The 24,111-nt window shown below is 61.2% G+C and carries 21 protein-coding genes; 13 read left to right on the top strand and 8 right to left on the bottom strand.

Annotated elements, in window-relative coordinates; all coding sequences use genetic code 11:
- Nucleotides 1–13 precede the first annotated feature (13 nt).
- Nucleotides 14–1,114 carry a glycosyltransferase family 2 protein gene (locus tag ASF79_RS03495; protein WP_162239060.1) on the bottom strand — a complete coding sequence of 367 codons (1,101 nt, stop codon included), beginning with the start codon at nt 1,112–1,114 and terminating at the stop codon, nt 14–16.
- Between the two features lie 72 nt (nt 1,115–1,186).
- On the opposite strand from ASF79_RS03495, the gene ASF79_RS03500 reads away from it, so the two are divergent.
- The 6 genes from ASF79_RS03500 (at nt 1,187) to ASF79_RS03525 (ending at nt 7,789) form a co-directional block, all read left to right on the top strand.
- Complete coding sequence (locus ASF79_RS03500) at nt 1,187–2,419, top strand: rhamnosyltransferase WsaF family glycosyltransferase (RefSeq protein ID WP_055851924.1); 1,233 nt, start codon at nt 1,187–1,189, stop codon at nt 2,417–2,419.
- A 113-nt stretch (nt 2,420–2,532) separates the two neighbouring features.
- A complete protein-coding gene (locus tag ASF79_RS03505) occupies nt 2,533–3,765 on the top strand; it encodes a rhamnosyltransferase WsaF family glycosyltransferase (RefSeq protein WP_055851927.1) in 1,233 nt (410 codons plus the stop codon).
- Nucleotides 3,758–4,687 (top strand): NAD-dependent epimerase/dehydratase family protein, encoded by a 930-nt coding sequence (locus ASF79_RS03510; RefSeq protein ID WP_055851928.1) that lies wholly within the window; start codon nt 3,758–3,760, stop codon nt 4,685–4,687. The genes ASF79_RS03505 and ASF79_RS03510 overlap by 8 nt, the downstream gene beginning before the upstream one ends.
- The gene (locus tag ASF79_RS03515; RefSeq protein ID WP_156366143.1) at nt 4,684–5,673 is read left to right on the top strand and encodes a glycosyltransferase; all 990 of its coding nucleotides are present in this window, start codon (nt 4,684–4,686) and stop codon (nt 5,671–5,673) included. Before ASF79_RS03510 ends, ASF79_RS03515 begins: the two co-directional genes overlap by 4 nt.
- The gene (locus ASF79_RS03520; RefSeq protein WP_055851935.1) at nt 5,670–6,596 is read left to right on the top strand and encodes an ABC transporter permease; all 927 of its coding nucleotides are present in this window, start codon (nt 5,670–5,672) and stop codon (nt 6,594–6,596) included. Before ASF79_RS03515 ends, ASF79_RS03520 begins: the two co-directional genes overlap by 4 nt.
- Nucleotides 6,597–6,598: 2 nt before the next feature.
- Complete coding sequence (locus tag ASF79_RS03525; RefSeq protein ID WP_055851937.1) at nt 6,599–7,789, top strand: ABC transporter ATP-binding protein; 1,191 nt, start codon at nt 6,599–6,601, stop codon at nt 7,787–7,789.
- Between the two features lie 44 nt (nt 7,790–7,833).
- Here ASF79_RS03525 and ASF79_RS03530 read toward each other — a convergent pair whose 3' ends face one another.
- Together ASF79_RS03530 and ASF79_RS03535 are read right to left on the bottom strand one after the other, a co-directional pair.
- Nucleotides 7,834–8,781, bottom strand: coding sequence for an NAD-dependent epimerase/dehydratase family protein (locus tag ASF79_RS03530; RefSeq protein WP_055851940.1), 948 nt, complete (start codon nt 8,779–8,781; stop codon nt 7,834–7,836).
- Nucleotides 8,777–9,793, bottom strand: coding sequence for a hypothetical protein (locus ASF79_RS03535; protein WP_055851944.1), 1,017 nt, complete (start codon nt 9,791–9,793; stop codon nt 8,777–8,779). The genes ASF79_RS03530 and ASF79_RS03535 overlap by 5 nt, the downstream gene beginning before the upstream one ends.
- A 221-nt stretch (nt 9,794–10,014) precedes the next feature.
- On the opposite strand from ASF79_RS03535, the gene ASF79_RS03540 reads away from it, so the two are divergent.
- Together ASF79_RS03540 and ASF79_RS03545 are read left to right on the top strand one after the other, a co-directional pair.
- Nucleotides 10,015–10,896 carry a hypothetical protein gene (locus ASF79_RS03540; protein WP_055851945.1) on the top strand — a complete coding sequence of 294 codons (882 nt, stop codon included), beginning with the start codon at nt 10,015–10,017 and terminating at the stop codon, nt 10,894–10,896.
- Between the two features lie 651 nt (nt 10,897–11,547).
- Nucleotides 11,548–13,788: a hypothetical protein gene (locus ASF79_RS03545; protein ID WP_156366145.1), complete on the top strand. Its 2,241-nt coding sequence runs from the start codon at nt 11,548–11,550 to the stop codon at nt 13,786–13,788.
- A gap of 150 nt (nt 13,789–13,938) precedes the next feature.
- Here ASF79_RS03545 and ASF79_RS03550 read toward each other — a convergent pair whose 3' ends face one another.
- On the bottom strand, nt 13,939–15,249 hold the full coding sequence (locus ASF79_RS03550) for an O-antigen ligase family protein (protein WP_235500617.1): 1,311 nt from the start codon (nt 15,247–15,249) through the stop codon (nt 13,939–13,941).
- Nucleotides 15,246–16,622 (bottom strand): O-antigen ligase family protein, encoded by a 1,377-nt coding sequence (locus ASF79_RS03555; protein WP_235500618.1) that lies wholly within the window; start codon nt 16,620–16,622, stop codon nt 15,246–15,248. The genes ASF79_RS03550 and ASF79_RS03555 overlap by 4 nt, the downstream gene beginning before the upstream one ends.
- Before the next feature lie 186 nt (nt 16,623–16,808).
- Between ASF79_RS03555 and ASF79_RS03560 the strand changes: the two genes are divergently transcribed.
- Nucleotides 16,809–17,603, top strand: coding sequence for a polyprenol monophosphomannose synthase (locus tag ASF79_RS03560; protein WP_055851951.1), 795 nt, complete (start codon nt 16,809–16,811; stop codon nt 17,601–17,603).
- Here the strand turns inward: ASF79_RS03560 and ASF79_RS03565 are convergent.
- The gene (locus tag ASF79_RS03565; protein WP_055851954.1) at nt 17,600–18,778 is read right to left on the bottom strand and encodes an acyl-CoA dehydrogenase family protein; all 1,179 of its coding nucleotides are present in this window, start codon (nt 18,776–18,778) and stop codon (nt 17,600–17,602) included. The two genes, ASF79_RS03560 and ASF79_RS03565, sit on opposite strands and share 4 nt — an antisense overlap.
- Nucleotides 18,779–18,952: 174 nt before the next feature.
- Between ASF79_RS03565 and manA the strand changes: the two genes are divergently transcribed.
- Nucleotides 18,953–20,185: a mannose-6-phosphate isomerase, class I gene (gene manA / locus ASF79_RS03570; RefSeq protein WP_055851956.1), complete on the top strand. Its 1,233-nt coding sequence runs from the start codon at nt 18,953–18,955 to the stop codon at nt 20,183–20,185.
- Between the two features lie 70 nt (nt 20,186–20,255).
- Here the strand turns inward: manA and ASF79_RS03575 are convergent, their stop codons facing one another.
- Both ASF79_RS03575 and ASF79_RS03580 read right to left on the bottom strand, forming a co-directional pair.
- Nucleotides 20,256–21,101 carry a hypothetical protein gene (locus ASF79_RS03575; protein WP_146077675.1) on the bottom strand — a complete coding sequence of 282 codons (846 nt, stop codon included), beginning with the start codon at nt 21,099–21,101 and terminating at the stop codon, nt 20,256–20,258.
- Between the two features lie 346 nt (nt 21,102–21,447).
- Entirely contained in the window at nt 21,448–22,407 is a 960-nt protein-coding gene (locus ASF79_RS03580; RefSeq protein ID WP_055851962.1) for a GlxA family transcriptional regulator, read from the bottom strand.
- Nucleotides 22,408–22,478: 71 nt separating this feature from the next.
- On the opposite strand from ASF79_RS03580, the gene ASF79_RS17285 reads away from it, so the two are divergent.
- The 3 genes from ASF79_RS17285 (at nt 22,479) to ASF79_RS03590 (ending at nt 24,069) form a co-directional block, all read left to right on the top strand.
- Entirely contained in the window at nt 22,479–22,634 is a 156-nt protein-coding gene (locus ASF79_RS17285; RefSeq protein WP_156366146.1) for a hypothetical protein, read from the top strand.
- Nucleotides 22,619–23,578: a UDP-glucose 4-epimerase GalE gene (gene galE / locus ASF79_RS03585; protein ID WP_055851965.1), complete on the top strand. Its 960-nt coding sequence runs from the start codon at nt 22,619–22,621 to the stop codon at nt 23,576–23,578. Before ASF79_RS17285 ends, galE begins: the two co-directional genes overlap by 16 nt.
- A gap of 170 nt (nt 23,579–23,748) precedes the next feature.
- The gene (locus ASF79_RS03590) at nt 23,749–24,069 is read left to right on the top strand and encodes a WhiB family transcriptional regulator (RefSeq protein WP_078714135.1); all 321 of its coding nucleotides are present in this window, start codon (nt 23,749–23,751) and stop codon (nt 24,067–24,069) included.
- Nucleotides 24,070–24,111 lie beyond the last annotated feature (42 nt).

Genomic DNA, 24,111 nt, shown 5'->3' on the forward strand with positions numbered 1-24,111 from the left:
TTTCGGGCAAGAATTAATCGTCAACTGTCCATTGCTTGATGAATGAACGGGGCAGGCGAGAACCCGCATCTCGCAGTCGTCCGTCGGTAATGTACCCGGGCATCATCGCGAGAGCCTGCAGGAGCCCGAGCGTAGTCGCTCGGACCTGAACTCGAGCATCCTTGTCGCGCCGGTTGCGTGCAAGCCGCCGGAGCGCTTTGGCAAGGCTTCCGCCGGTGCGCACCACGGCAGATAAGAGCATACGGACGGTGCCGTTACGGGCTGTGACGAGAATGCGGTTTCGCACATTGTGCCTGAGAAAGAAAGGCGATCGGATGCCGCTGGACGCGGCGTGACGATGCCAAACCGTTGCGCCTTTTGCGTACAACACCTTCCAGCCGGCTCGGCGCAGGCGCCAGGCCAGATCGGTGTCTTCGTAATACATGAAAAGTCGTTCGTCGAAGAGTCCGACCGAATCGAGGGCTGTACGCCGAATAGCCGCGCCACCCCCCGAGAATCCGAAAACCTCCTGGGGATTCGCCTCGTCGTCGGTGGTGTCGAGCCAGGAGCGGTCCCGGCCGTTTCCGGAGCGAGAGACCTGATTGCCGGTGCTGTTAATAAGGGCGACGCCCGACCCGGGTGTGGCATTGCGCGCTACCCGCTCCCACCTCGCGCCGGAAGCTGAGACGTAGGCTGTGGGCGATCCCGGCGTGGGAATGAAGCGTCCGCTGAGTAGAATCCGCGCGGTGACAGCGGCGACCCGTTCGTTGCCGTCTTCGACGAGAGGCGTGACGATCGCCGAGATGAAGCCCGGAGCAGCAACGGCATCATTGTTGATCAGCACGATGACATCGCCGGTGGAGTTCGCGATGCCGAGGTTCACCCCGCCGGCGAAACCGATGTTCTTGGGGCTGCGAATGATGCGCACGTCCGGATAGAACTGCGCGATCTGTCGATCTGATCCGTCAGTGGAGGCATTGTCGACGACGACCACCTCGACGTGGATGCCGGGCGTCTTTTGCTGAGAAAGCGACTCGATGCACTCGAGTACAAAGGCCCCGCCGTTGAAGTTCACGACAACGACGGTTGCCCGCAAGTCGGCGTGCGGCATGGCTTCTCCTCGGTCGATCGGCACATGGTTAGGCTACTAGCTGTTCCGCGACCACCGATCGGGGTCGATCACGAGAACACAGTTGAAGGAGCCCCGGTGAGTCTGTTCTCTCGTGCAATCACGTCGCTGAAGTCGGAAGGCCCACGCCAGGCGGCCTCGCGGGTCTTCAACCGACTCGCCCTCGACCTCAACACCAACAAGCCCGGCGAGTCTCTCGTGCACCCCGACGATGCCGTGGCGGTGGACTGGACCGTTCCGGCCCTGTTCGAGACCGATCCACCTGTTCCGGTCACCAAGAACGTGAAGACCGCGTGGATCATCTCGCCCCCTGGCCGCACGAGCGGGGGACACCAGAACGCGTTCCGGTTCATGGACTTCCTCGAGAAGGCCGGGCACTCCGTGACGGTGTACTTCTACACGACCGAGTCCAAGCCGATCGATCTCGCCGCGATCCGGCTCATGCTGCAGACGACGAGTGCCTACCCCGACCTCCGGGGCGAGCTGCGTATCTATGACCAGGCCACCGGGCTCGATGCCGACACCCAGGCCATATTCGCGACCGGATGGGAGACCGCCTATCCGGCCCACCGTCATCCGACGAACGCCCGCCGCTTCTACTTCACGCAGGATTTCGAGCCTGCTTTCTACGCGTCAGGCAGCGACTACGTGCTCGCCGAGAACACCTACCGCTTCGGCTTTCACGGAATCTCCGCGGGTAAATGGCTCTCGAAGAAGCTCACCGACGACTACGGCATGCCCGGCGATCACTACGACTACGCGGTCGATAAGCAGCACTACTCGTTCACCAATACCTGTCGGCGAGGTGAGGTGCTGTTCTATGCCAGGCCCCCGACATCCCGTCGCGCTTTCGAGTTCGGTCGCCTCGTACTCACGGAGCTTCACCGCCTGCGGCCGGAGATCACGATCAACATGGTGGGCTGGGACATTTCGCCCTATTGGGTGCCGTTTCCCTACGTGAACCACACTGCGCTCGACATCTCGCAGCTCAATGAGGTGTACAACCGCTGCGCTGCCGGGCTCATTCTGTCTCTCACAAACATGTCGCTGCTGCCGATGGAGGTCATGTCGAGTGGCGTCGTGCCCGTGGTGAACGATGGGCCGAACACGCGCGAGATCTTCGAGAGCCCCTACATGGACTACCAGCCGCTGTCGCCCGGCGCGATGGCTCGGCGCATGATCGAGATCGTGGATGATGCGCGCCAGGTTGAGCACGCACGCGAGATGGCCGAGTCGGTCGCCCGCATCGACTGGGTCGACCCGGGTGATATGTTCATCGACGCCTTCGACCGGGCCATGGCCGAGTCGTGACTTTTGGACACCGAGGTCGTGTCAGTTGGAGTCGCGACCGTGACACACCGACAATCTCCTCGTAGATATCGTTCGGATCGTGGGTTACTGCGGGCGCCTAGTACCCTGTATCGGTGAGCTCCCTAAATAAGGCCCTGATCGTCCTAAAAGAGCAAGGCGTCATTGCTCTGATCAATAAGGTACGCCAGCGCTTCCGCGCAGTTCCGCCCCCGGTTCCGGGGACTGTCAAGATCGGCTTCCTCGTTAAGACGGAAGACGCCAGTCGAGTCGACTGGAGCATCCCGCATCCGGCTGTCGTAGACCCGATCGTGATTGATAAGGACCGGGTCACGGTGGCGTGGATCATGTCGCCTCCCGGTGAATCAAGCGGAGGACATCAAAACATCTTCCGCTTCATGAGCTTCCTAGAGGCGGCGGGGCACACCGTCAAGATTTACATCTACAGCGCCCACGCTCCGTATTCCATTCCGCTCATCAAAGAGATGATCCGGTCGTCGCCGTCCTATCCCAATATCAGTGCAAGCATCGAGACGTACACGGATGCAGGCGTCTCGAGTGATGTCGACGCGATATTCGCGACCGGGTGGGAAACTGCTTATCCATCCTTCCTCGACTCGTCTCCAGCGAGACGCTTCTACTTCGTGCAGGACTACGAGCCTTATTTCTATTCCGTTGGTTCCGACGCGATTCTCGCCGAGAACACCTACAGATTCGGCTTCCATGGAATCACGGCGGGTGGCTTCCTCGCTCACAAACTCGCCAGTGATTTTGGTATGACGACGTCGTCTTTCGACTTCGGCGCCGACAGTACGATGTACAAAATTACGAATGAGGCGCGACGAAAAGAAGTCTTCTTCTATGCGCGACCGGTGACGGCTCGTCGGGGATTTGAACTCGGAATCCTTGCGCTGGAACATTTCGCCAAGGCTCGACCGGATTACACCATCAACTTGGCTGGATGGGACGTGAGTTCCTACGATATTCCGTTCGAATACACGAACCTGAAGGACCTCAAAATTGATCAGCTTAATGAGGTCTACAACAGGTGCGCGACGGGCCTTGTCATCTCCTTGACAAACATGTCGTTGCTTCCACTCGAGCTGTTAGCTGCCGGGGTGATCCCGGTGGTCAACGAGGGTCCGAATAATCGCCTCGTCAGCGACAACCCGTATCTCGCCTACACGGCCGCAGCGCCCCATGCCTTGGGTCAGAGAATGGTAGAGATCGTCGATCGGACCGATCTGCCGCAGTACGCGCGCGAAGCGTCCCAAAGTGTGCAGGCCACTGACTGGGCGACCTCCGGCCGAACTTTCGTCAAACTGTTCGAAGAAGCTATTCGTGGCTAAGTGCCTTGTCGTCGGTGCCAACGGATTCATCGGCTCTCATCTCGTCGACGAGCTCGTTCGAGCCGGCCACGAGGTAACCGCGTTCGATCGGTTCTCCGGCAGTACACCTATGTACACCTCACCGGGGGTGCGCGCTGTCGCCGGGGACTTCATGAATGTCTCGGACATAGGTGAAGCTGTTGATGGGCAAGATTTCGTCTTCCATTTCCTATCCACCACGACGCCCGCAACGGCTGAAAACGATCCCACCATGGATGTTCGAACGAACATCGCGTCGAGCATCGAGCTTTTTCAGCACAGTGTCGACGCGGGAGTCCAGAAGATCTTTTTCGCTTCTACTGGCGGCGCGATTTACGGCAACCAACCGGAGCCGGTTCTCAACGAGAGTCTTCGCCCACTACCTGTCTCGCCCTACGCGATCGGCAAACTCGCCATCGAGGGGTACCTTCGCTACTTCCGGACCAAGTACGGCATAGAAACGGTCGCGTTTCGGATATCAAATCCTTACGGCCCCCGACAGCGTGCCCACAAAAAGCAAGGCGTGATCCCTATCTTTCTGAACCGAATGCAGCAAGGTCTTCCAATCACAGTATTTGGAGACGGCAGCATGGTCCGGGATTATCAATACGTCGACGACACCGTGAAGATGATGGTGGGCACGGTGGGACGAGAACTTGATCATGATGTCTACAACATTGGCAGCGGCAGGGGTGCCACCCTGACCGAGGTCCTCGAGGTCATGAGAGCCGTGACCGGCATCGACCCGCTCGTGGAACACAAGCCGATCCCGTCGACTTACCTCGATCGAGTGGTACTGGATACCTCGAGGTACGAGAAGCAGTTCGGAGTGTTAACGCCCATGACACTTGAGGATGGAATTCGATCAACATGGAATCATCTCGTCTCGGAGGTACACCGATGACCCCTTCTGTTGACACAACAGTCGCAATCCTGACCTACAACGGCGAGACATATCTTGAAGCTATCCTCGGAGCACTATCGGTGCAGCGCTTCGATGGAACGTTCGAGGTACTGGTCATCGATTCCGGCTCGACGGACGCGACGCTCGACATTGTTCGGCGGCACCCTGAAGTAAGGCTGCATCAGATTCCGAACTCCGATTTCGGACACGGTCGAACAAGAAATCTTGCTGCCGAGTTGGCCAATGGTACATATATCGCGTATCTGACTCACGATGCCATCCCCGCCACAGATCGTTGGCTGCACGAGATCACGGCTCCCCTCCGGGATAGTGGACTCGAGGTCAAGGGTGTCATGGGTAAGCAGATCCCCAGGCCCGCATGCTTTCCTCTGCTCAAGTATGAGATCAGGATGGTCTTCGCTGGGTTCGGCCCCGATTTCGGAACAACAGTTTTCTACGACGATGGATTCGCGGATAATCAAGGTCTCGTCGATGCCCTTGCTTTCTACTCTGATGTGAATTCGGCTACAACTACCGAGTTTCTCCGCGACCATATCCCGTATCGCGATGTTCGCTACTCCGAAGACATGATGTTCGGTGAGGACATCATCAAGGCAGGGTTGAGGAAGGCATATGCGCCTAGAGCCTCCGTCGTTCATTCCAACGACTTGACCTTGGCGGAATATCGTCGACGCATTTTTGATGAGACCGTCGCGTTGAGGCAGATTGGTAAGCCGATTCAGCCCTTGGCTCGGAAAGGACAGCTCATCCTGACAGCTCGCGGCATACTCGCCGATTCCGTCCGTATTATGAAGGACTCCGAGTACAGCTGGAAACGAAAGCTTTTTTGGCTCGCTTCCAACCCCCGATATCACGTCGCCAAATGGGCGAGCTATCGAGTCGCATCATCGGTTGACCTCAGCGACAATGAGGCAATTCGTGCCGGGTCGCTCGAGCACAGTCGAAAAACGAAGGACGAAGTATGACATTGGCGGACGCAGAAAGACGCGCCGAGAAGATCTCGACGATGGACTACGTGACGGTCGGGGAAAAGCAAAAGTTCTTCCGCGGTTCAGCGTCGTCTATCGCTGATATCTGGCGTCACAGGGAGTTGCTCGGTCTTCTCGTCAGGCGCGAGATCAAAGCAAGATACAAAGACAGCTCGTTGGGCATCGTATGGAGCCTCCTCCGGCCCCTGGTTCAGTTGGCGATCTACTACTTTGCAGTGGGACAAATTCTCGGAGCGGCACGGTCTGTGCCCGACTTCGCGATATTCATTTTCATCGGGATCACGATGTGGGGTCTTTTCAATGAGATCCTCAACAACAGCACGACATCGATTCTGAACAACTCGGGCCTGGTAAAGAAGGTTTACCTGCCTCGCGAGATATTCCCGTTCAGTACGGTGGGAGGCGCGCTCTTCAACTTCGCCATGCAGGTGATCGTGCTTCTTGCAGCAATTCTGGTGCTTTCGACTTTCCCCCTGGGGCCGAACCTGCTGCTGGCACCACTGGCCATCCTCTCGCTGGTCGCATTTGCCACGGCGATCGGACTCGTTCTCTCTGCCGTCAACGTCTACTTTCGAGATGTGCAGCATCTCGTCGAGATCGCGACGATCATCCTCTTCTGGGCTTCGCCAATCGTTTACTCGTTCACTTTTGTGCACAAGGCTTTGAACGGCAACTGGCTCGAGCAGGTCTATCTCATGAACCCGGTGACCACTGCCGTGCTGGGGATGCAAAAAGCTCTCTGGGCTGAAGGCAGTACGGCAACAGGTGCTCTTGAACAGTATTGGCCGCCGAACCTCGAGCTGCGCCTGGTAGTGACCTTCTTGGTCAGCCTGGTACTTCTTTGGCTAGCGCAACGTATCTTCGCCCGCCTTCAGGGCAACTTCGCACAGGAGCTGTAACTATGTCATCGTCCAGAACACTTGTTGAAGTCCAAGACGTCTCTAAGCGCTTCATTATGCACAAAGACAAGACGATCAAAGAAAGGCTCGTAAACCTCAAGGCGGCCGAGAAGCATCGAGACGATTTCTGGGCTCTTAAGGACATCAACCTCGATATCGAGGCGGGAAGCACTGTAGGACTCGTCGGCCACAATGGTTCCGGCAAAAGCACCCTGCTCAAGGTGATAGGCGGAATCATCGAGCCCACATCGGGCACTGTGAGGCGACGAGGTCGGCTCGCGGCACTTCTCGAACTTGGTGCTGGTTTTCACCAGGACCTCACGGGCCGCGAGAACGTGTATCTCAACTCGGCGATCCTCGGGCTGACGCGAAAGCAGACCGATAAATATTTCGACGCCATTGTCGATTTCTCAGGAATCGAAGACTTCATCGACACGCAGGTGAAGTTCTATAGCTCCGGTATGTACGTACGCCTTGCTTTCGCGGTGGCCGTACACGTAGATCCAGACCTTCTTCTCGTTGATGAGGTATTGGCCGTCGGTGACGAACCGTTCCAACGCAAGTGCATGGACAAGATCGGCGAGTTCCAGCGTGAGGGCCGCACCATTGTTCTTGTGAGCCATTCTTCTGAACAGGTCGGACGACTCTGTGATCGCGTAGTCGTGCTGGATCATGGGGACATGATCCACGACGGCAATGCCGTCGACGGTCTTCGAGTTCTTCGTTATGGCTTCGAGCAGGCGCGGCTGCTCGAAGAAGAGGAGAAGAAGCCTGAGGAGGTTTCACACGCAAAGATTTCCTCGATCAGCGCTGATTCTCGTGAGAAGAATGACAAGGGTGCGATCGTCGCGAAGTCCGATCTCACGCTTTCTTACACCTACGAGCTTCAGCGCAAACAGGAACCCCTTGTGGCTGGGATCGCCATTGAGACGTTGACCGGCCAGCCTGTATATGGACTCAATACCCGCATGTTAGGAATGTCCATCCCCGACGTCGTTGGGACGCACACGGTCGATTTCGTGCTGCGGAACCAGTCACTTGGCGCCGGGCAGTACCTTGTTCGCGGAAGTCTCGAGGAGCTTGCTGGGAAGTCGCTCGACCGATTGAATCCTGCTTCGACTTTCGAGGTCGACGTACCCACGATCGGATCAGGCATGGTGAGTATTGACGCCGAAGGGCTAGTCAGACAGTAATTTCTGAGCGGTTCGGCGGCGTGTGACCACGCCGCCGAACCGCCCTACTGTGTCGCTAGGATCCAGTCGAAGTGACGTTTCAATCCTTCTGAAAGCGATGTCTGGGGCGCCCATCCGAGGCTCGTCAGAGCGAGAGAACTGTCACCACCGGTTCGAGTGACATCGCCTTTCACCGCATCGACGTAGTCGACGACGAGGTTTTTCCCAGAGACATCTCTGATCGTATCGAGCACTTCGTTGACTGAGACGCTCGAGCCGCCAGACAAGTTCATGACTGGAGGCAGTGCTTTAGGGCTTTGACCGGACAGCGTCAGAGCCGAAACGACATCGTCGACGAAGGTGAAGTCGCGCACCTGCTCGCCGGTGCCATAGATCGAGATAGGCGCGCCTGATGCTGCGGCCCGAAGGAATCTCGTGAACGCCATGTCAGGGCGCTGCGCGGGCCCGTAGACCGTGAAGAAACGGAAGGCCACCGTCGGCAGATCGTAGTTTGCCCGGTAAAGGCCTGTCAGATGCTCGCCGGCCAGCTTTGTCACCCCGTAAGGACTGAATGGCTGAGGCAGCATCGTTTCCGTGGTCGGGTATGTCTCTGCCTGTCCGTACACAGACGAGGAGGATGCGTAGACAAACCGCTGCAGCTTCCCGTAGCGCATGGAGGCTTCGAGCAAGCGCTGTGTCGCGTCTACATTTGCGCGGGTGTAGAGGGCAAAATCCTGCCCCCACGAACCTCGAATCCCCGGTTGACCCGCGAGGTGGAAGACGACGTCGATTCCGTCAGATAAAAGTGCATCAAGATCTACGGTGTTCAGGTCGGCTTCGATGAAAGTGGCGCCGGGGAGGGCGGAGTAAGATTCGACGTTCCTGGTCTTAAGTGGGCGATCGTAGTAGCTCGACAGATTGTCGATGGCGAGGACGCCATGACCTTGTTCGAGAAGTCTGCGAGAGAGAGTGCTGCCGACGAATCCAGCCGCACCTGTGACGAGTGCCTTAATGGGTCTTCTCCTTTCCGAGCCCTCGAGGTCTTTGAAGAACGCGCCTAATGGGAGCGGTCATTTTCCATGACGCACTATTCCGAAGGTCCTCGAGTTGTCGGATGTATTCGATGAGTTCTTTCTCGAGGACGTCGCCACGAGAGCGTTCCTCCTCAGCCGCGCGACGTGCATTGGCTACCTCAGTCTCGAACTTCGATACCTGAGTCGCATGGTGGGCATTAGCCTCGTCCGCTTTCGCGGTCAGCTCGTCGAGTGACGCACGAGCGGCGGCGGTTTCCCGCTCTGCTCGCGCCACTTCCGCGAGCAGGGGCCCGACTTTCCGGCGAGAAACCTTGCCCAGGTGCGCTTTCCGCTGTGCCTCTACAGGCCAAGCGTGCGACGGAGATAGCCAATTGTCGAGTTCGAGACTGCGAAGCTGCACTCCTCCGAGGGAGAAAGCGACGTTCGCGGACAGCTGGTCACGCCGTGAGTACCGCAAGACATGATCGAACCATATATCCATCGTCCGATTGACCGCTTGCGACTGCCGCCGAGCAAGAATGCCGTTCCAGTGAGGCCGTTCGAGCAGAATGTCGGGGTACAACTCTGAGTAATGGATGAGTTGCTCGTTGACGCGCGCGCCGTCGTCATATCCCAAGGCGACAACCTCATCGAACTCGTCGATGACTCGGTCGCGGTAACTGTGGTGTGCGACCGTGAAGTCTGAGCCGCCGAGCCACTCGTCGAGGATGTCCGACGCGCTGCGCTTCAGAGCTACGGAATTGTCTATGTAGAGGGTTTCGGAGAATTCATCGAGACTTTCGTGGCCTCGGATTTTCAAGTCTCGCTGACTGCGGACCATATCTAGAGGAAGAAGCGGCTCCACGAGACGGATCTCCCAGGTGTCGCTCTTCAACTCAGGGTCGTCCGTGAAGCAGATGAAAGGAATTCCGGATTCCTCGGCGACGGCCTGATCGTTGAGACGCTCGTAGCCTCCGAGAAGGGCGGTGTAGACCGCACGCTTTGTTGGCATCTGTTGGTCTCTTTCCGGTAACTCGCACCTGCGGCAACTCTGCCGACATTCCGGCGGCACGACAGCCACCGCGCATCTCTTTCGTCGACAAGATGAGAAGCAAGAAACCAACCTATCAGCCCCGTTGCGACCAGAGTTCTCGCTAGACGAGCGCCGGGTGTGGCTTGCCCAGGTCGCCCATTAGCCTTGGGCTATAACGCTGACCCGGTAAGAGGAGTGAAATGTTCCGGAGTAACCGACCCTTGAAATTCTTGTACTCCGATCGGTTCACCAAGGCAGGCTCGACGATCATGAGGGGGTATCAGCTCTCTCAAATTGCGGCGGCTGAGTATGCCGGGTCAAGGCGTGTGTCATACAGCTCGATCTCCGATTCTCACCGAAAGTCGGACTTGTTCCTCACCAAGGGCGCTCTGAAGGATCTGACACCAGAAGCGTTGGCTGATCTGAAGCGAAACGGAAACCGCCTGTATTTCGATGCCGTCGACGAGCTACCCCCTCCGACGACGTCAGAGTTCGCAGATGCACTTGTCGCGTCGTCTATCGTGGCGTTCACGAATCACTCTAGGGACTACCCCGCCGTGCCCGTCGTCTTGGTGAATCATCACGTGGATCCGAGACTTCCCGCCACACCTATCCGATCGGGAGAGGAACCTATGCGGCTCGGCTACTTCGGAGAACCGCTCAATGCAATTCTTGGTGAGAGCATCGAGTCTCATGTGGACGTCGTCCACGTCGATACCTCCGACACCGGTATTGCGTGGATGAAGAAGCTTCCGGGCTACAGCATGCATTACGCGATGAGACAAAATCCTGGCGCCGACAATTTCAAGCCGTTTCTGAAGGGGTTCACCGCAGCGCACCTGAACGCAAACATCCTCATCCAGGACACCGAGCGTGAAGCTGTCGAATGGCTCGGCGAGGATTATCCATTCCTTCACCGGGGGCCGATCTCTGAGGACTCGATACTTGCAGCGATCGAACGCGCCGGCCGTAGCGTCGGCTCATCCGACTGGTGCTTCGGGTTGAGGAGGATGGCTGAGATTCGAGAGCGAACATCGCCCAAACGAATTGGGGAGGAATTGAGGCGCCTTTTCGCTGACTAACACTCGTTGCGCACGAGCGGCGAACGTCACGCTAATCTGTTGCAAGAAAGCGCGTTTATTACAACGTGGTATTAGCGGCTATAAAGCAGAGGGTGGCGGGCAGGTGCGTAACTTCGGGCGTTCGCTTGTTCTGGTCGCAGTCATCGTTCTCGGAGTCAGCGCGTGCGTGCCAACGTCCTCTGGGGATCCCAAACCAACTTCCAGCTCCTCCGGATCTACCGCACCCTCTACGTCGCCAGGCCCGCCTCTTCCGGATGACACGTCGACCGTCGTCCCAGAGCCAACCCCTCTCGAAATCGAGCCCGTAATAGTTGTGGCCGGAATCGACGTCGACGGCTTGCACGTCTCCTCTTCGGGCTATGTTGCGGGAATCGTCGAAGACGGGGGCACCTGCACCTTTACCTTCTCCGGGTCCGGTGCATCCACGGACGTTTCGAGCGTCGGCAGGTCTGACGTACGGACGACATCATGTGGTCTCGTTCAGGTACCGATAGAGGCGTTCAGCCGAGGCACGTGGACAGTCACGGTGACTTATTCATCTGAAGCGGTGTCGGCTACCGCCTCCGAACCGACCACATTGGAGATCCCGTGACGATAACTCGCAGCAGGAAGGCTACGGCGGTAACGGCGGCGGTAACACTCCTCCTTGGCTTGATCGCCTTCATTGCCCCTGCCCAGACAGCGAGCGCGGCTGACGCGTCGGACTTCAACGCAGGCAACATCATCAGCGACGAACAATTTTTTGATGGTACTGCTATGAGTGCGCAGGACATCCAGAATTTCCTTGTCGCTCAAGTTCCAGTTTGTCGAAGTAGCTATGCCTGTCTGAGTACTTACTCCCAGAACACTCCGACCATCGCCGGAACGGCGGGTCGATGCGACACCTACGTCGGACAGGCGAACGAGTCGGCGGCAAGCATTATCGCCCGAGTCGGGGCTGCTTGCGGAATTAGTCAGAAAGCCCTACTCGTTCTCTTGGAGAAAGAGCAGAGCCTCGTCACCTCGTCGACGCCAGGCCAGGGGCGGTTCGAGTCGGCAACAGGAATGGGATGCCCCGATACGGCTCCGTGTGACCCGGGCTACGGCGGATTCATGTACCAGGTCTACTACGCTGCGAAGCAGTTCAAGATCTATTCCGCGAATCCGACGTACTTCAATCACATTGCCGGGCGCGTCAACAACATCAGATTCAGCCCTAACTCGTCGTGCGGATCGAGTCCTGTGTTGATCGTAAATCAGGCGACTGCGGGACTCTACAATTACACTCCCTACCAGCCGAACGCCGCCGCGTTGAATAATCTCTACGGCACGGGTGACGGCTGCAGTGCCTACGGCAACCGTAATTTCTGGCGAATCTATAGCGACTGGTTTGGCTCGCCAACTGTCGGGAGTGCGCTCGTGCGGACAGAGGCCAATCCCAGCGTTTTCCTTGTTTCTGGATCTGTAAAGTACCCGATCTCCAATATGGGCCTGATCGCCAGCTATTCTGCTCTCGGGCAAGTCGGCTTCGTCTCACAGGGTTATCTCGATAAGTACCCGACAAAGCAGCCCGCCAACCGAATCGTTCGCAGCGACGCTGGAGCGATCTTCTTTATCGACTCTGGTATGAAGCTGCCGATACCGTCTTGCGGGCTGGTCGCTGACTATGGCGGATCGTGCTCGCCGGGCGGATACACGCAGCTGACAGATGCGCAGGTTTCATCGTTTGTCTCCGGCCCCGGTGTAACGCCAGTTATGGGAACGAATGCGGGCGGTCGTTATTACATCACCGTCGGCTCCAAGAGAGAGATTCTCGACGCCCGTTCGCAAGCAGAGGCGGGCATACCAGCCCCTATGAACGTGCTCAGCGAGAACGCGGTCGCTGATCTTTCTGTCGGTTCACCGATCTTCCGAGACTCGGCTTATGTTGCTCAGCGTGGCGCAGCTGACTACTTCCTTCTGGCTGGGGGGCGGAAAACGTACATCTCGGCTGGCAGCGAAACGGTTGTGGGCATACCCGGCCGTTCTGCGGGCTCGTTGTCGGCGTCGAGTTTGAGTCGCATCCCATCGGCTGCGACCGCGTTTTCCGGCGTTGTCCGGGCCCCGGGAAATACGACGAATAGCGTGCTCTCTACCATCGGGCGGCTTGATGTGCCCGGTGGAACTCCGGTTTCGGTCCTGCCCTACACCAACGTCACAGATGAGTTCCTGCAGAGTTATCCTCGCTCTGTTGAACTAAAGCGGGGCTCGTTTTTCAAGGGCACCAACTCGTCGTCCGTTTACATGCTCGATGCATCGACCATGCGCCCGGTGGGCTCGTGGGATGCTCTGGTTTCGTTGAGCCCAGGGGGAAGTCCGTCGATCACGTCGATGGCGCCGCCGTTCATGTCGCTTATCTCGACGGGCCCCGCGGTACTTCGGGTTGCGTCACTGGCGCGTACGGCGAGCAACGGGACGATTTATATCATCGACGGCATCTCAAAGAAGGTTGCGCTCGACTCGTTCGATCCGGCGAGCGAGGCTGGGGTGGGTGGATTCTCTTATGTAACGGATGCTCAGCTGGCAGCGTATGCAGACCAAGGTACGGTTCGCTTGGGTTACGCGCTCGTCTGCGGTCCCACCACGTACGTGGCGGGAGGCGGCGAGCTGCACGCGCTGGATGCAAACACCGCCCCCTTGTATCCTCTGCCGTCAACGTCTTTAGATTCGCTCACATGTAGCGCTTTCTCCGTGGGGAAGCCGGCGACAAGCTTCATCCGCACGCCCGACGGGTCAATCTATTTGCTCCAAGGGGGCAAAAAGCTTCCTATAGCGTCCCTGAGTAGATACAACGAGCTAGGAGGGGCGACAGTCGGATATACCTCGGTGTCGGCGCGCCTCGCCGCCCTCATCCCGTCCGGTCCGCGCGCCTGATCCGCCACTTTCGGCAGAGAATCGTGTCAGGTTCCGCGAAGGTACGAGTGCTTCTTGGCGAGGTCGAGCCATCCTCGTCTAGGCAATGTCTGCGGTCGACCTGAGGTATGTGTGCCCGTTCCGTCGGAGATGGCGCATCTAATTACCCGCCTACGACCCCGACCGTGGCAGCTCCGTCGTCGGCGGCTTCAGCGCGAGCCCCTGTCGCCAGCTCAGCGAGTGCGCTGCTTTCACCATGCACATCACGAAGAACATCCAGCCGTACTCGACGAGCATGACGCTCTCGGCCATGCTCGTCACGAGCAGCACGATCAGAATGAGCGCCGGCCACATGTAGATGACGCTCTTCTTCGATGTCGCCAGAATCCAGGAACGCACGAGCGCCAACCCCGCCATGCCCACGAAGATCGCGAGGCCGATGAGTCCGGCCTGAAAGTACACGTCGATGAAGGCGTTGAGTCCCGAGGTGTGCTGACGGTTGCCCACGAAGTCGAGGGCGAAGAACGGCGACACGTTGGGCCGCCACAGACCGACCCAGCCCCAGCCCTCCAGCTGGTTGTAGTCGATGAGGCTCGACAGCTGGTTCCAGATCTCGAGACGATACGTGAACTCCGACCTCGCCCCCACGATCGCCAGGATGCGCGTGCGCACGAAGTACGCGCTGAGGGTTCCGATCACGAGAATGACGAGCATTCCGATCTGCAGGCTCCGCCGAAGCTCGGGGCGAGCGCGGCGCAGCGCGAGCACCGCGGCCGCTGCGACGAGCACGATGCCGGCGACTCCGAGCGAGATCGGCGAGCGCGACCCGAGCAGCAATACCGCCGCCAGAACGATGGAGTACAGGCTGAGTCCTCGCGGCACAGACCGGGTATTGCGTTCCACCAAAAAGGTGACGAGCGCGATCAGGGCGATGAAGCCCAGCATGTTGCGTGAGCCAAAGATGCCCTGCAGCGGCCCTCCCTCGTCGAGGTTGCCCTGAATGCGCAGAAACACGATCGGAAGGTCGAGCAGCAGGCCAGACAGGATCTCGAGCGCGAGAGAGGCCGTGAGCAGCACACGCATGACGTCGCCGACCGCCCGCACGATCTGAATGAGATCACGCACCAGGGCGACGTACAGGGCGAGGAACGCGAACGTGAGCTGGTAGATCACCCCGGTCACGCTCGACGACTGATACCGACTCCACACGATCGTGATGGCGCACCAGGCGAGAAAGACAACGAGCGACAGCGGCAGCACTCCGTGCCAGTCGAGGTCTTTGCGTCGCGCGATCAGAGAGACGGTCGCAAACACGACGAGAGTGCTCAGGATGCCGATCAGCCCCGCCCAGCCCATCGTCGCCTTGATGAGATTCACCGACAGCGCAGACCCGATGGCCGTCGTGGCAAGCACGGCCGAGAACCGCGGAGAGCCGAAGATCGCCGCGACCACCGCCCAGCCGGGGTGCTCGGAGAGTCTCACCGTGAGAAGCCGGCCCGTCGAAGCAGTGCGGGCCTGTCGGACTCCACCGGACCACCGTCGGGCACCGTGAGGTCGATCTCAGTTGCGCCCACGTCGCGCCTCGTCTTCAGCGCCATGAGCGCGAGCAGCGCGAATCCGCCTTCGACGAGCATGCGCGATTCCACGAACGACTGGGCGACGAGCAGGGTGAGTATGAGAGCGGGCAAGAGCGTGACCGGAACGAACGGAAGCGGCGTGCCCCGAGCATCCAATTGCGGGTCGACCGCGAACCACCAGGCCCGCCAGCACGCGCCGACGACCGCAGCGATGAACAGCACCAACCCGACGATGCCGAGCTGCAGCCACACGTCGAGCCACGCGTTGTGCGCCTGGAGATAGGTCACGCCTTTGCGCTCGGCGAGGTGGGTGAACGGCTCGACCCACGGCACCCAGTAGCTCACCCAGCCCCAGCCGAAGACGGGGCGTTGCTGTGCGAGCGCGGTGACGGCGTCCCAGATGTCGAAGCGGCCGGTGAGGTCTGAACTCTTGCCGAAGAGTCGCAGAATCTGCGACGAGAACACCCCGATCAGAACCGCGGCTGCGGCGACGCCGACCGTGCTCGACGCGAGTACCACTCGGCGCTGCCTCGCGTTCGAGCGCCGCATGAGAATCAGGATGCCCGCGGCCGCGGCCACGACGACGAGCACGGCGATGGCCGTGGTCGACCGGGTGAGCGCCAGAGTCGCCACGGCTATGGCGATCCAGGCATAGGAGCGCCTGCGACCGAGCGATCTGGAGGTGAGTTCGAGCACGAGACAGACCAGCGCGATCACGGCGATGAAGGCCAGCAGATTGCGGTTGCCGACGATGCCCTGAATCGGAGCGCCGGTGAAGAGGTCGGCCTGGCTCCAGAAGAAGGCGTTCGGCAATTTTCCATCGCCGTAGTCGACCCAGAACGGAATGATCGGTCGGCGCACGAAGACGGCGACGATGAACTCGAACAGCAACGACAGTCCGAGAATCCACCTGGTGGCCCGCCCCAGCGCGGTGAGGATGCGGGGCCAGGTCATCGAGGTGGCGAGGAAGATCGCGGCGACGACGGGGCCCGACTGGGCAACGAGTCCGAGCAGCGTTGCCCCGGGGTAGAAGGACCAGGCGATCGACACCACGGCGAGGGCCAGGAACGCGGCCAGAGAGAGCGGAACACGGCGCCATGTGAGCTGGCGCCATCCTCGATCGCGGGTGATCAAGACGACCAGCGTGATGACGACGGCGAGGGCGAGAGCCGCGAAGCCGTACCAGCCGATGAGGTTGCGCCAGAAATCTCCGGCGAAAAGGGTGAAGAACGTGAGCACGGCCAGTGCGGAGCGGCCGGTGCTGGTCACGGAGTTCATAGAGGCAAGACTACCGAGCGCGCTCTCCTCTGGCTTTCCCACACGTCCCTGCCTCTTCGTGCCTGTGATGATGCCCTGCGAGCGCCGCCGCATGCTCGTCGACCCAATAACCTTGCTGAGGCCGTCAGATACTCACCAGCGCCGCTGCATTCAGCAGTGCACATCATCAGCAATCGAGAAAAACAGATGTCAGATTCACTCAACGCCGATTCACTAGTAGGCGCAGGGTGCCTCGTCATCGTTCCCACCTATAACGAGGCAGAGAACCTCACGTGGATCGTCGACCGCGTCTTCGCCTCGATGCCGGCAGCGCATCTGCTCGTCGTCGATGACAACAGCGTCGACGGCACCGCCAAGATCGCCGACGATGCGAGCGAGGCCGACGAGCGGATCCACGTGCTTCATCGAGCGGGCAAGCTCGGCCTCGGCTCGGCCTACGTCGAAGGCTTCGGCTGGGGTCTCGAGCGCGGTTACGACTACCTGATCGAGATGGATGCCGATGGCTCGCATCCGCCCGAGCGGCTGCCGGCCCTCGTCGAGAGTCTGGCCGCGAGCGGCGACTCCCGCAGACAGCTCGCCATCGGTTCCCGGTGGGTACCCGGTGGCTCAGTGGTGAACTGGCCACTCAGCAGGCAGCTGCTGAGCCGAGCGGGCAACGTCTATGCGCGGCTCATGCTGGGGATCGCGGTGCACGATGTCACCGCAGGTTTCCGGGTGTATCGGGCAGACAGCATCGCGAGCATGGATCTTCGATCCGTCGACTCGAAGGGCTACTGCTTCCAGGTGGATATGACCCTCCGTGTCCTCGACGGCGGCGGCTCCGTGATCGAGCTTCCGATCGAGTTCCGCGAACGCGAGCGCGGCGAGTCCAAGATGAGCCGGGCCATCGTGGTCGAGGCGATGCTTCGGGTGACCCAGTGGGGTATCCAGCGGCGCTGGCCGTTCCGTCGACGCTCGATCGGAACGGCCCCGCGCCGTTAGACGAACGCGGCGAAGCCGGTGAGCGCGCGCCCCACGATGAGGGTGTTCATCTCGCGGGTGCCCTCGTAGGAGTACAGCGCCTCGGCGTCGGCGAAGTGCCGGGCCACGTCGTAGTCGAGCACGATGCCGTTGCCGCCGAGCGCCTCGCGGCACCACGCGACCGTCTCGCGCATCCGGGCCGTCGTGTAGGCCTTGGCGAGGGCCGAGTGCTCGTCGCGCTGGATGCCCTCATCGAGCATCTGCGAGACCCGCACGACCATGCCGAGGCTGGCCGTGATGTTGCCGATCGACTTCACGAGCAGGTCTTGGATTAGCTGGTGCGAGGCGATGGGCTTGCCGAACTGCACGCGCTCCTTTGTGTAGCGCAGCGCGGCCTCGTAGGCGCCGATCGAGTTGCCGACGGCAGCCCACGCGACCTCGGCGCGGGTCAGTCGCAGCACCTTCGCGGTGTCGCGGAACGAGTTCGCGTTCTGCAGGCGAAGAGAGTCGGGGATGCGCACGTCGGTGAGGGTGATGTCCGCGTTCTGCACGATGCGCAGGCTCTGCTTGTTCTCGATCTTCGTGGCCCGATAGCCGGCGGTGTCGGTGGGAACGATGAAGCCCTTCACCTGGTTGTCGGCGGTGTCCTTGGCCCAGATCACGGTGATGTCGCTGAAGGTGGCGTGCCCGATCCAGCGCTTCTCTCCGTTCAGCACCCACTCGTCGCCGTCGCGGGTCGCCGTGGTCTTGAGTCCCTGGGCGGAGTCGGAGCCCGAGGTGGGCTCGGTCAGGCCGAACGCGCCTACGACCTCGCCGGCGGCCATCCGGGGCAGCCACTCTGCGCGCTGCTCGTCTGAGCCGGTGACGTTGATCGCGCCCATGGCGAGGCCGTTCTGCACGCCCACGTGGGTGGCTACGGAGGCGTCGATGCGGCCGAGCTCGAGGGCGACGAATCCGCGGAAGACGGCGGAGTTGTCGAAGGGCTTCGTCTCGTCCCAGCCGAACCGGTAGACGTCGAGCTCGGCGAGTCCCTTGATGATCTCGTGCGGGAACGTCGCCTTCTCCCAGTGGCCGTTCACGACCGGCTTGACCTCGTTCTCGAGGTACGCGCGGATCGCCGCGAGGGCGGTCTTCTCCTGGTCGGTCAGCATCGACTCGTAACCGTAGAAGTCGCTGGCGAGGGGTTCCAAAGACATGTGTGCTCCGTTGCTCAGGGGTGTTCGGGTGCAACTCAACCAGCGCGCAGGTCTTGCCTCCAACCGATTGGTAGTTTGGGCTAAGACTCGGCAGACCGCGCCGCGCGGCGTTGTAGGTCGCTCATAAACGTACCGACCGATCGATCATCGACGACTGTTCAGAAGGGCCCCGACGTGTTCGTTGGAATCACCAATACTCCTCGCGACTACTCGTGGGGTTCGACCACTGCGATCGCCGACCTTCTCGGAACCCCGGCATCCGGAGGGCCGCAGGCCGAGCTCTGGCTCGGGGCGCACCCCGGCTCGCCCTCGAGGATCGTCGACGGCTCGACCCCTCACGGCGCCCAGAACCTCGCGGAGTGGATCGCGAATGACCCGGAGGGCTCGCTCGGAGGGCACAAGCAGCTCCCGTTCCTGCTCAAGATCCTCGCGGCCGCCGCGCCCCTGTCTCTGCAGGCGCACCCCACGCTCGAGCGTGCGCGGCAGGGCTTCGAGGCCGAGAACGCCGCCGGCCTTGCTCTCGATGCACCCAACCGCAACTACAAAGACGCCCTGCACAAGCCCGAGGTCATCGTCGCGTTGAGCGAGACCTTCGAGGCCCTCTGCGGGTTCCGGCCCCTGGCCGAGATCCGCGACATCGTGACGCTGCTCGAGCGTTGGCAGGCAGAATCGGATGCCGCTGGCTCGGCCGTTCTCGCCCCGTTCGTCTCGCGAGCGCTCGCGGGCGGCGACGACTCCCAGGTGCTACGAGAACTGGTCGAGTGGCTCCTCGCCGGTTCGGAGGAGGTGACCGCGCTCGTGCGCACGGTCTCCGAACTCGCGGCCCGTCATGAGCCGACGGCAGCGGGTGACTACGCAGCCTCGCTGCAGACCGTCCGCGACCTGGCCGCCGAGTATCCCGGCGACGCGGGCATCGTGATGTCGCTGTTACTCAACAGGGTGACCCTCTCGGCCGGCGAGGCGCTGTATCTGCCGGCCGGCAACATCCACGCGTATTTGAAGGGCCTCGGCGTCGAGCTGATGGCTGCCTCGGACAACGTGCTGCGCGGCGGACTCACGCCGAAGTACATCGACGTTCCCGAGCTGCTGTCGGTGCTCGACTTCGACCCGCTGCCCGTGCCGTACATCCGTCCCACGTTCCCCTCCCAGGGTGTCGAGGAGTTCCGGCCGGGCGTTCCCGACTTCGTGCTCGTCCGCATCCACACCGAGCTGAACGAGCGGGCGGCCTACAGGCCGGACGGCGCCGCGATCGCGATCTGCACCGAGGGCTCGTTCGAGATCCACGGTGAACGCAGCGACATCACCCTCGACCGGGGCCAGTCGGTGTTCATCACTCCCGAGGAGGGCGCGATCACGTTCACGGGCGTGGGAACCGTGTTCCTGGCGGCGCCGGGCGCCCCCGCGTAGCTCGCGCCGGGCTAAATCAGCACGTTCTCGAGGGCACGCCGCCCGGCGGTGGGGTAGCGACGGCATTTTGCTAGAAACGTGCTGACTTAGGTCTGCCGCGTCTGTAGCGCCGCAGTTTTCGGGCGTCGTCAACCGCTCGTTCGATGGCCTGCAGCGTCTCTGGCCAGTACTCGAACAGGTGGTGAGGAAGGATCCTGATCACTGGGCGGCCCCAGGCGATGGACTGGAGAGTCTTGTCGTAGTCCCAGATCTGCTGGCGGTCGTCGGAGTGCCATCGTTTGCTGTCGAGATCGATGGCGACGACGTCATCGACGAGAGCATCGAACTTGCTCGAGCCCGGCACTGCTCGTTGCAACTCGACGACATGGCCGAGCCTGCGCAGGCGTACCCGAAAGATGGACTCGGTACCCGAATCAGCCAGCGGGTCGAGTTCTCTTCGAAGGCGGCGCAGGCGTGACGGGAGGGTCTCGAAGAGCAGATCGAGTTGGCCGTGCGCGATGAAGCGCGTGTGCAACGCGGAGTCGATCGAGGCGATCGCGTGCTCCTCGTCTTGACACAGCACGGCTTGCCTGAGGGCGAGGAGAGGAGGAACGATCCAGTCGGTGGTGCCGCAGTCCCTGCCGAAGGGGATTTGCTCGACGGGACGCTGCCAATGCACGCGAGGTGCGCCTGCTTCGGCAAGAAAGCTCGTATCGCTGCGCGGGGTGCTCCTGTCTCGGCCGACGGCAGCCACCTCGTCGACGCGCAGTCGCTTCGAGCCAGCGGGCACGTGAACATGCAGGCGCGTGTCCAACCCCGCCCAGACGCCGGATCGCCGCAGCGCGCTGATGCAGCCGACGAGGCCGCCCATCCGAACAGCTCTGCGTTGATCGAGGTCTGCTGCTGCGCTGGCGTAGAGTCCCCGACGCTCGGACATGATCAACTTCGCCTGGCGAGCTCGTTCTATCGAGCGTGGTGAGGCACCCGCCCGTAGGAGGGTCGCGCGCGACGCGATGCCTCCGGTCTGGTCGGCAAGGCGGGCCACCGCTAGGGCGGAATGATCGATCACGATCACAAGGATGAGCTGCTTGGAGGGCTGTTCAGTCGATTCTGCGAACGTCGTTGGCAACTGTCCCGCGAGGGCCCTTGTGCAGGAGGGAGGTAGTGACGAGGCTCGAGGCGACTAAGTCAGCACGATTCGGCCGACGCACTGTAGAAACCACGACCGACAGCGGCGTGTCTCCCATTCGTGCTGACTTAGCGCGCGCGGCGGCGGCAGCGGATCAGCTGACGAGCTCTCTCACGCAGAAGGTTCGTCGGTAGTTCGCCGGCGTCGTCTGCAGGGTCTTCACGAAGTGGTGTCGCATGACGGCGGCCGATCCGAAGCCCGTCTCGGCGGCGACGGCCTCGAGGCCGAGAGTGGTCTCCTCCAAGAGCTGCTGCGCGCGCATCAGGCGCTGCTTGTTGAGCCACGCCGCGGGGGTGGTGCCGAGGTCGGCGCGGAACCGCCGCGCGAACGTGCGGGAGGACATCAGGGCCTTGCGTGCCAGCTCGTCGACACTGAGGTCGCGATCGAGGTTCTCGAGCATCCACTCTGTGACGCCGGCGAAGGAGTCGCTCGGCTCTGCGGGCATGGGGGCGGCGATGAACTGCGCCTGGCCTCCGGCGCGCTGCGGGGGAACCACCATGCGGCGGGCGATCACGTTCGCCGCCGCGGCGCCCAGCTCCGTGCGCACGAGGTGGAGCGCAGCGTCGATACCGGCAGCGGTGCCCGCGCCCGTGATGATGTTGCCGTCTTGAACGAAGAGAACGTCGGGATCGACCTCGATCTCGGGAAAGTCCCGAGCGAGTCGGTCGGCGTGCATCCAGTGCGTCGCGGCGCGCTTGCCATTTAGCAAGCCGGATTTCGCCAGGGTGAACGCGCCGCTGCAGACCGTCAGAATCCATGCGCCGCGGTCGTTCGCCTCGTGCAGCACCCGAAGCACCTCGGGGTGGATGTCTTCGTCGATGAGGTGTGCCGGAATCGCGATGAGGTCGGCGTCGGCGGCGGTGCCGAGGTCGTTCATGATCATCATGTCGTAGCCCATGCTCGTCGGAATCGGGCCGGGCTCGGCGGCAGCGATCGTGAAGTCGAACGTCGGTCCGCCCATATCGGCGCGGTCGATGCCGAACACCTCGCAGATGACGCCGAACTCGAACGGCGCGACGTGGGGGAGTGCGATCAGAACGACCTTTTTCAGCATGGGATTCTCTCGATCGATGAAGGTGGCAGTAAAACGTGCTCCGTTGACATCCTTCCATCTGGTGGCTGAATATGGCAATTCATATCGTTACTGCCATGATGATTTTTCTGGTGATGATGGGTGTTCTGGCGGCGATCGGCATTGGCTGGACGGTGCGAGACTTGATGCGCGATGGGTACCGTCGCGTTCCGCTGGGTAAAGGAGTCGACGAATGGCGTGGTTGGTAACGGGAGGCGCGGGCTACATCGGCTCGCACGTGGTGCGGGCATTCCTCGAGCAGGGCATCGACGTCGTCGTCATCGATGATCTGTCGAGCGGGCACCGCAGCTTCGTCGACGATGGTGTTCCCTTCGTCGACGGCAGCATCCTCGACGCCGATCTGCTGCGCCAGACCTTCGAAGACCACTCCATCTCGGGAGTCGTGCACGTCGCCGGCTACAAGTACGCCGGTGTCTCGGTGACGCGTCCGCTGCACACGTACGAGCAGAACGTCACGGGCACGCAGGTGCTCCTCGGTGCGATGGCCGACGCCGGGGTCAGCAGCATCGTGTTCTCCTCGAGCGCTGCCGTGTACGGAACCCCCGACACCGACCTGGTGACCGAGTCCACTGCGAAGAACCCCGAGTCGCCCTATGGCGAGTCGAAGCTCATCGGCGAGTGGCTGCTGCGCGACCAGGGTGTGGCAGCGGGTCTCGCTCACACCTCCCTGCGCTACTTCAACGTGGTCGGCTCCGGCTACCCCGATCTGTTCGACACCAGCCCGCACAATCTCTTCCCGCTCGTCTTCGACGCGCTCCTCGATGGGCGCGTCCCCCGCATCAACGGCGACGACTACGACACGCCTGACGGCACGTGCGTCCGCGACTACATCCACGTCTCCGACCTCGCGCTGTCGCATGTGGCCGCGGCGCGGCGCCTGGATGCCGGCGAGCCGCTCGAGCCCGCCTACAACCTCGGTAGCGGTGAAGGCGCATCCGTCGGCCAGATCATGACCGCGATGGCCGAGGGCACGGGGATTCCCTTCGCGCCCGAGATCGCACCTCGCCGCCCCGGTGACCCGGCCCGCATCGTCGCGTCAGGCGAATTGGCCGCGCGCGACCTCGATTGGCGGATGCGCCACACGCTCGACGAAATGGTGCGCAGCGCGTGGACGGCGCGCCGGGCGGGCTAGTCGATTTGGCGTGTCGGGCGAGCGTCGATTAGCAAGACACGGTGTTTCGCCAAACCCTCTAGACGCAGTTGAGGGTTTACGATCCGCGACTTGACTCAGGCGAACTACACGGGTGTAATTAGCGGGAGGGGTTCGGCAGGTCGAATGCAGATCAGAAGGTAGAGCGTGGTATGGCTATGGAATACCGCTCAGGCGTCCCAGAGGACTGGTTCGTCGATCCCGTCAATCTCGGTGTTCCTGGCGTACGTCAACAGACACCGGTAGACGACGAGAATCCTCTCGCCTGGCAGACCGATTCGCTGTGTGCTCAGACCGATCCCGAGGCCTTCTTCCCTGAAAAGGGCGGGTCTACCCGCGACGCGAAGCGCATCTGCACGTCGTGCGAGGTGAAGGCCCAGTGCCTCGAGTACGCGCTCAAGAACGACGAGCGGTTCGGCATCTGGGGCGGTCTCTCCGAGCGCGAGCGTCGCAAGCTGCGCAAACAGGCCTAGCGACTCAACCGACGCTCGTACCGATATCCCGGCACGCCGGTG

It is taken from the genome of Agreia sp. Leaf335 (assembly GCF_001423605.1).
In the GTDB taxonomy this organism is placed as follows: domain Bacteria; phylum Actinomycetota; class Actinomycetes; order Actinomycetales; family Microbacteriaceae; genus Agreia.

Excerpts from the sequence above, each read along its gene's own strand:
- ASF79_RS03515 (WP_156366143.1), top strand. The coding sequence starts at position 4,684 with ATGACCCCTTCTGTTGACACAACAGTCGCAATCCTGACCTACAACGGC.
- ASF79_RS03520 (WP_055851935.1), top strand. The coding sequence starts at position 5,670 with ATGACATTGGCGGACGCAGAAAGACGCGCCGAGAAGATCTCGACGATG.
- ASF79_RS03525 (WP_055851937.1), top strand. The coding sequence starts at position 6,599 with ATGTCATCGTCCAGAACACTTGTTGAAGTCCAAGACGTCTCTAAGCGC.
- ASF79_RS03535 (WP_055851944.1), bottom strand. The coding sequence starts at position 9,793 with ATGCCAACAAAGCGTGCGGTCTACACCGCCCTTCTCGGAGGCTACGAG.
- ASF79_RS03540 (WP_055851945.1), top strand. The coding sequence starts at position 10,015 with ATGTTCCGGAGTAACCGACCCTTGAAATTCTTGTACTCCGATCGGTTC.
- ASF79_RS03555 (WP_235500618.1), bottom strand. The coding sequence starts at position 16,622 with ATGAACTCCGTGACCAGCACCGGCCGCTCCGCACTGGCCGTGCTCACG.
- ASF79_RS03560 (WP_055851951.1), top strand. The coding sequence starts at position 16,809 with ATGTCAGATTCACTCAACGCCGATTCACTAGTAGGCGCAGGGTGCCTC.
- ASF79_RS03565 (WP_055851954.1), bottom strand. The coding sequence starts at position 18,778 with ATGTCTTTGGAACCCCTCGCCAGCGACTTCTACGGTTACGAGTCGATG.
- ASF79_RS03575 (WP_146077675.1), bottom strand. The coding sequence starts at position 21,101 with ATGTCCGAGCGTCGGGGACTCTACGCCAGCGCAGCAGCAGACCTCGAT.
- ASF79_RS03580 (WP_055851962.1), bottom strand. The coding sequence starts at position 22,407 with ATGCTGAAAAAGGTCGTTCTGATCGCACTCCCCCACGTCGCGCCGTTC.
- ASF79_RS17285 (WP_156366146.1), top strand. The coding sequence starts at position 22,479 with ATGGCAATTCATATCGTTACTGCCATGATGATTTTTCTGGTGATGATG.
- galE (WP_055851965.1), top strand. The coding sequence starts at position 22,619 with ATGGCGTGGTTGGTAACGGGAGGCGCGGGCTACATCGGCTCGCACGTG.
- ASF79_RS03590 (WP_078714135.1), top strand. The coding sequence starts at position 23,749 with ATGGCTATGGAATACCGCTCAGGCGTCCCAGAGGACTGGTTCGTCGAT.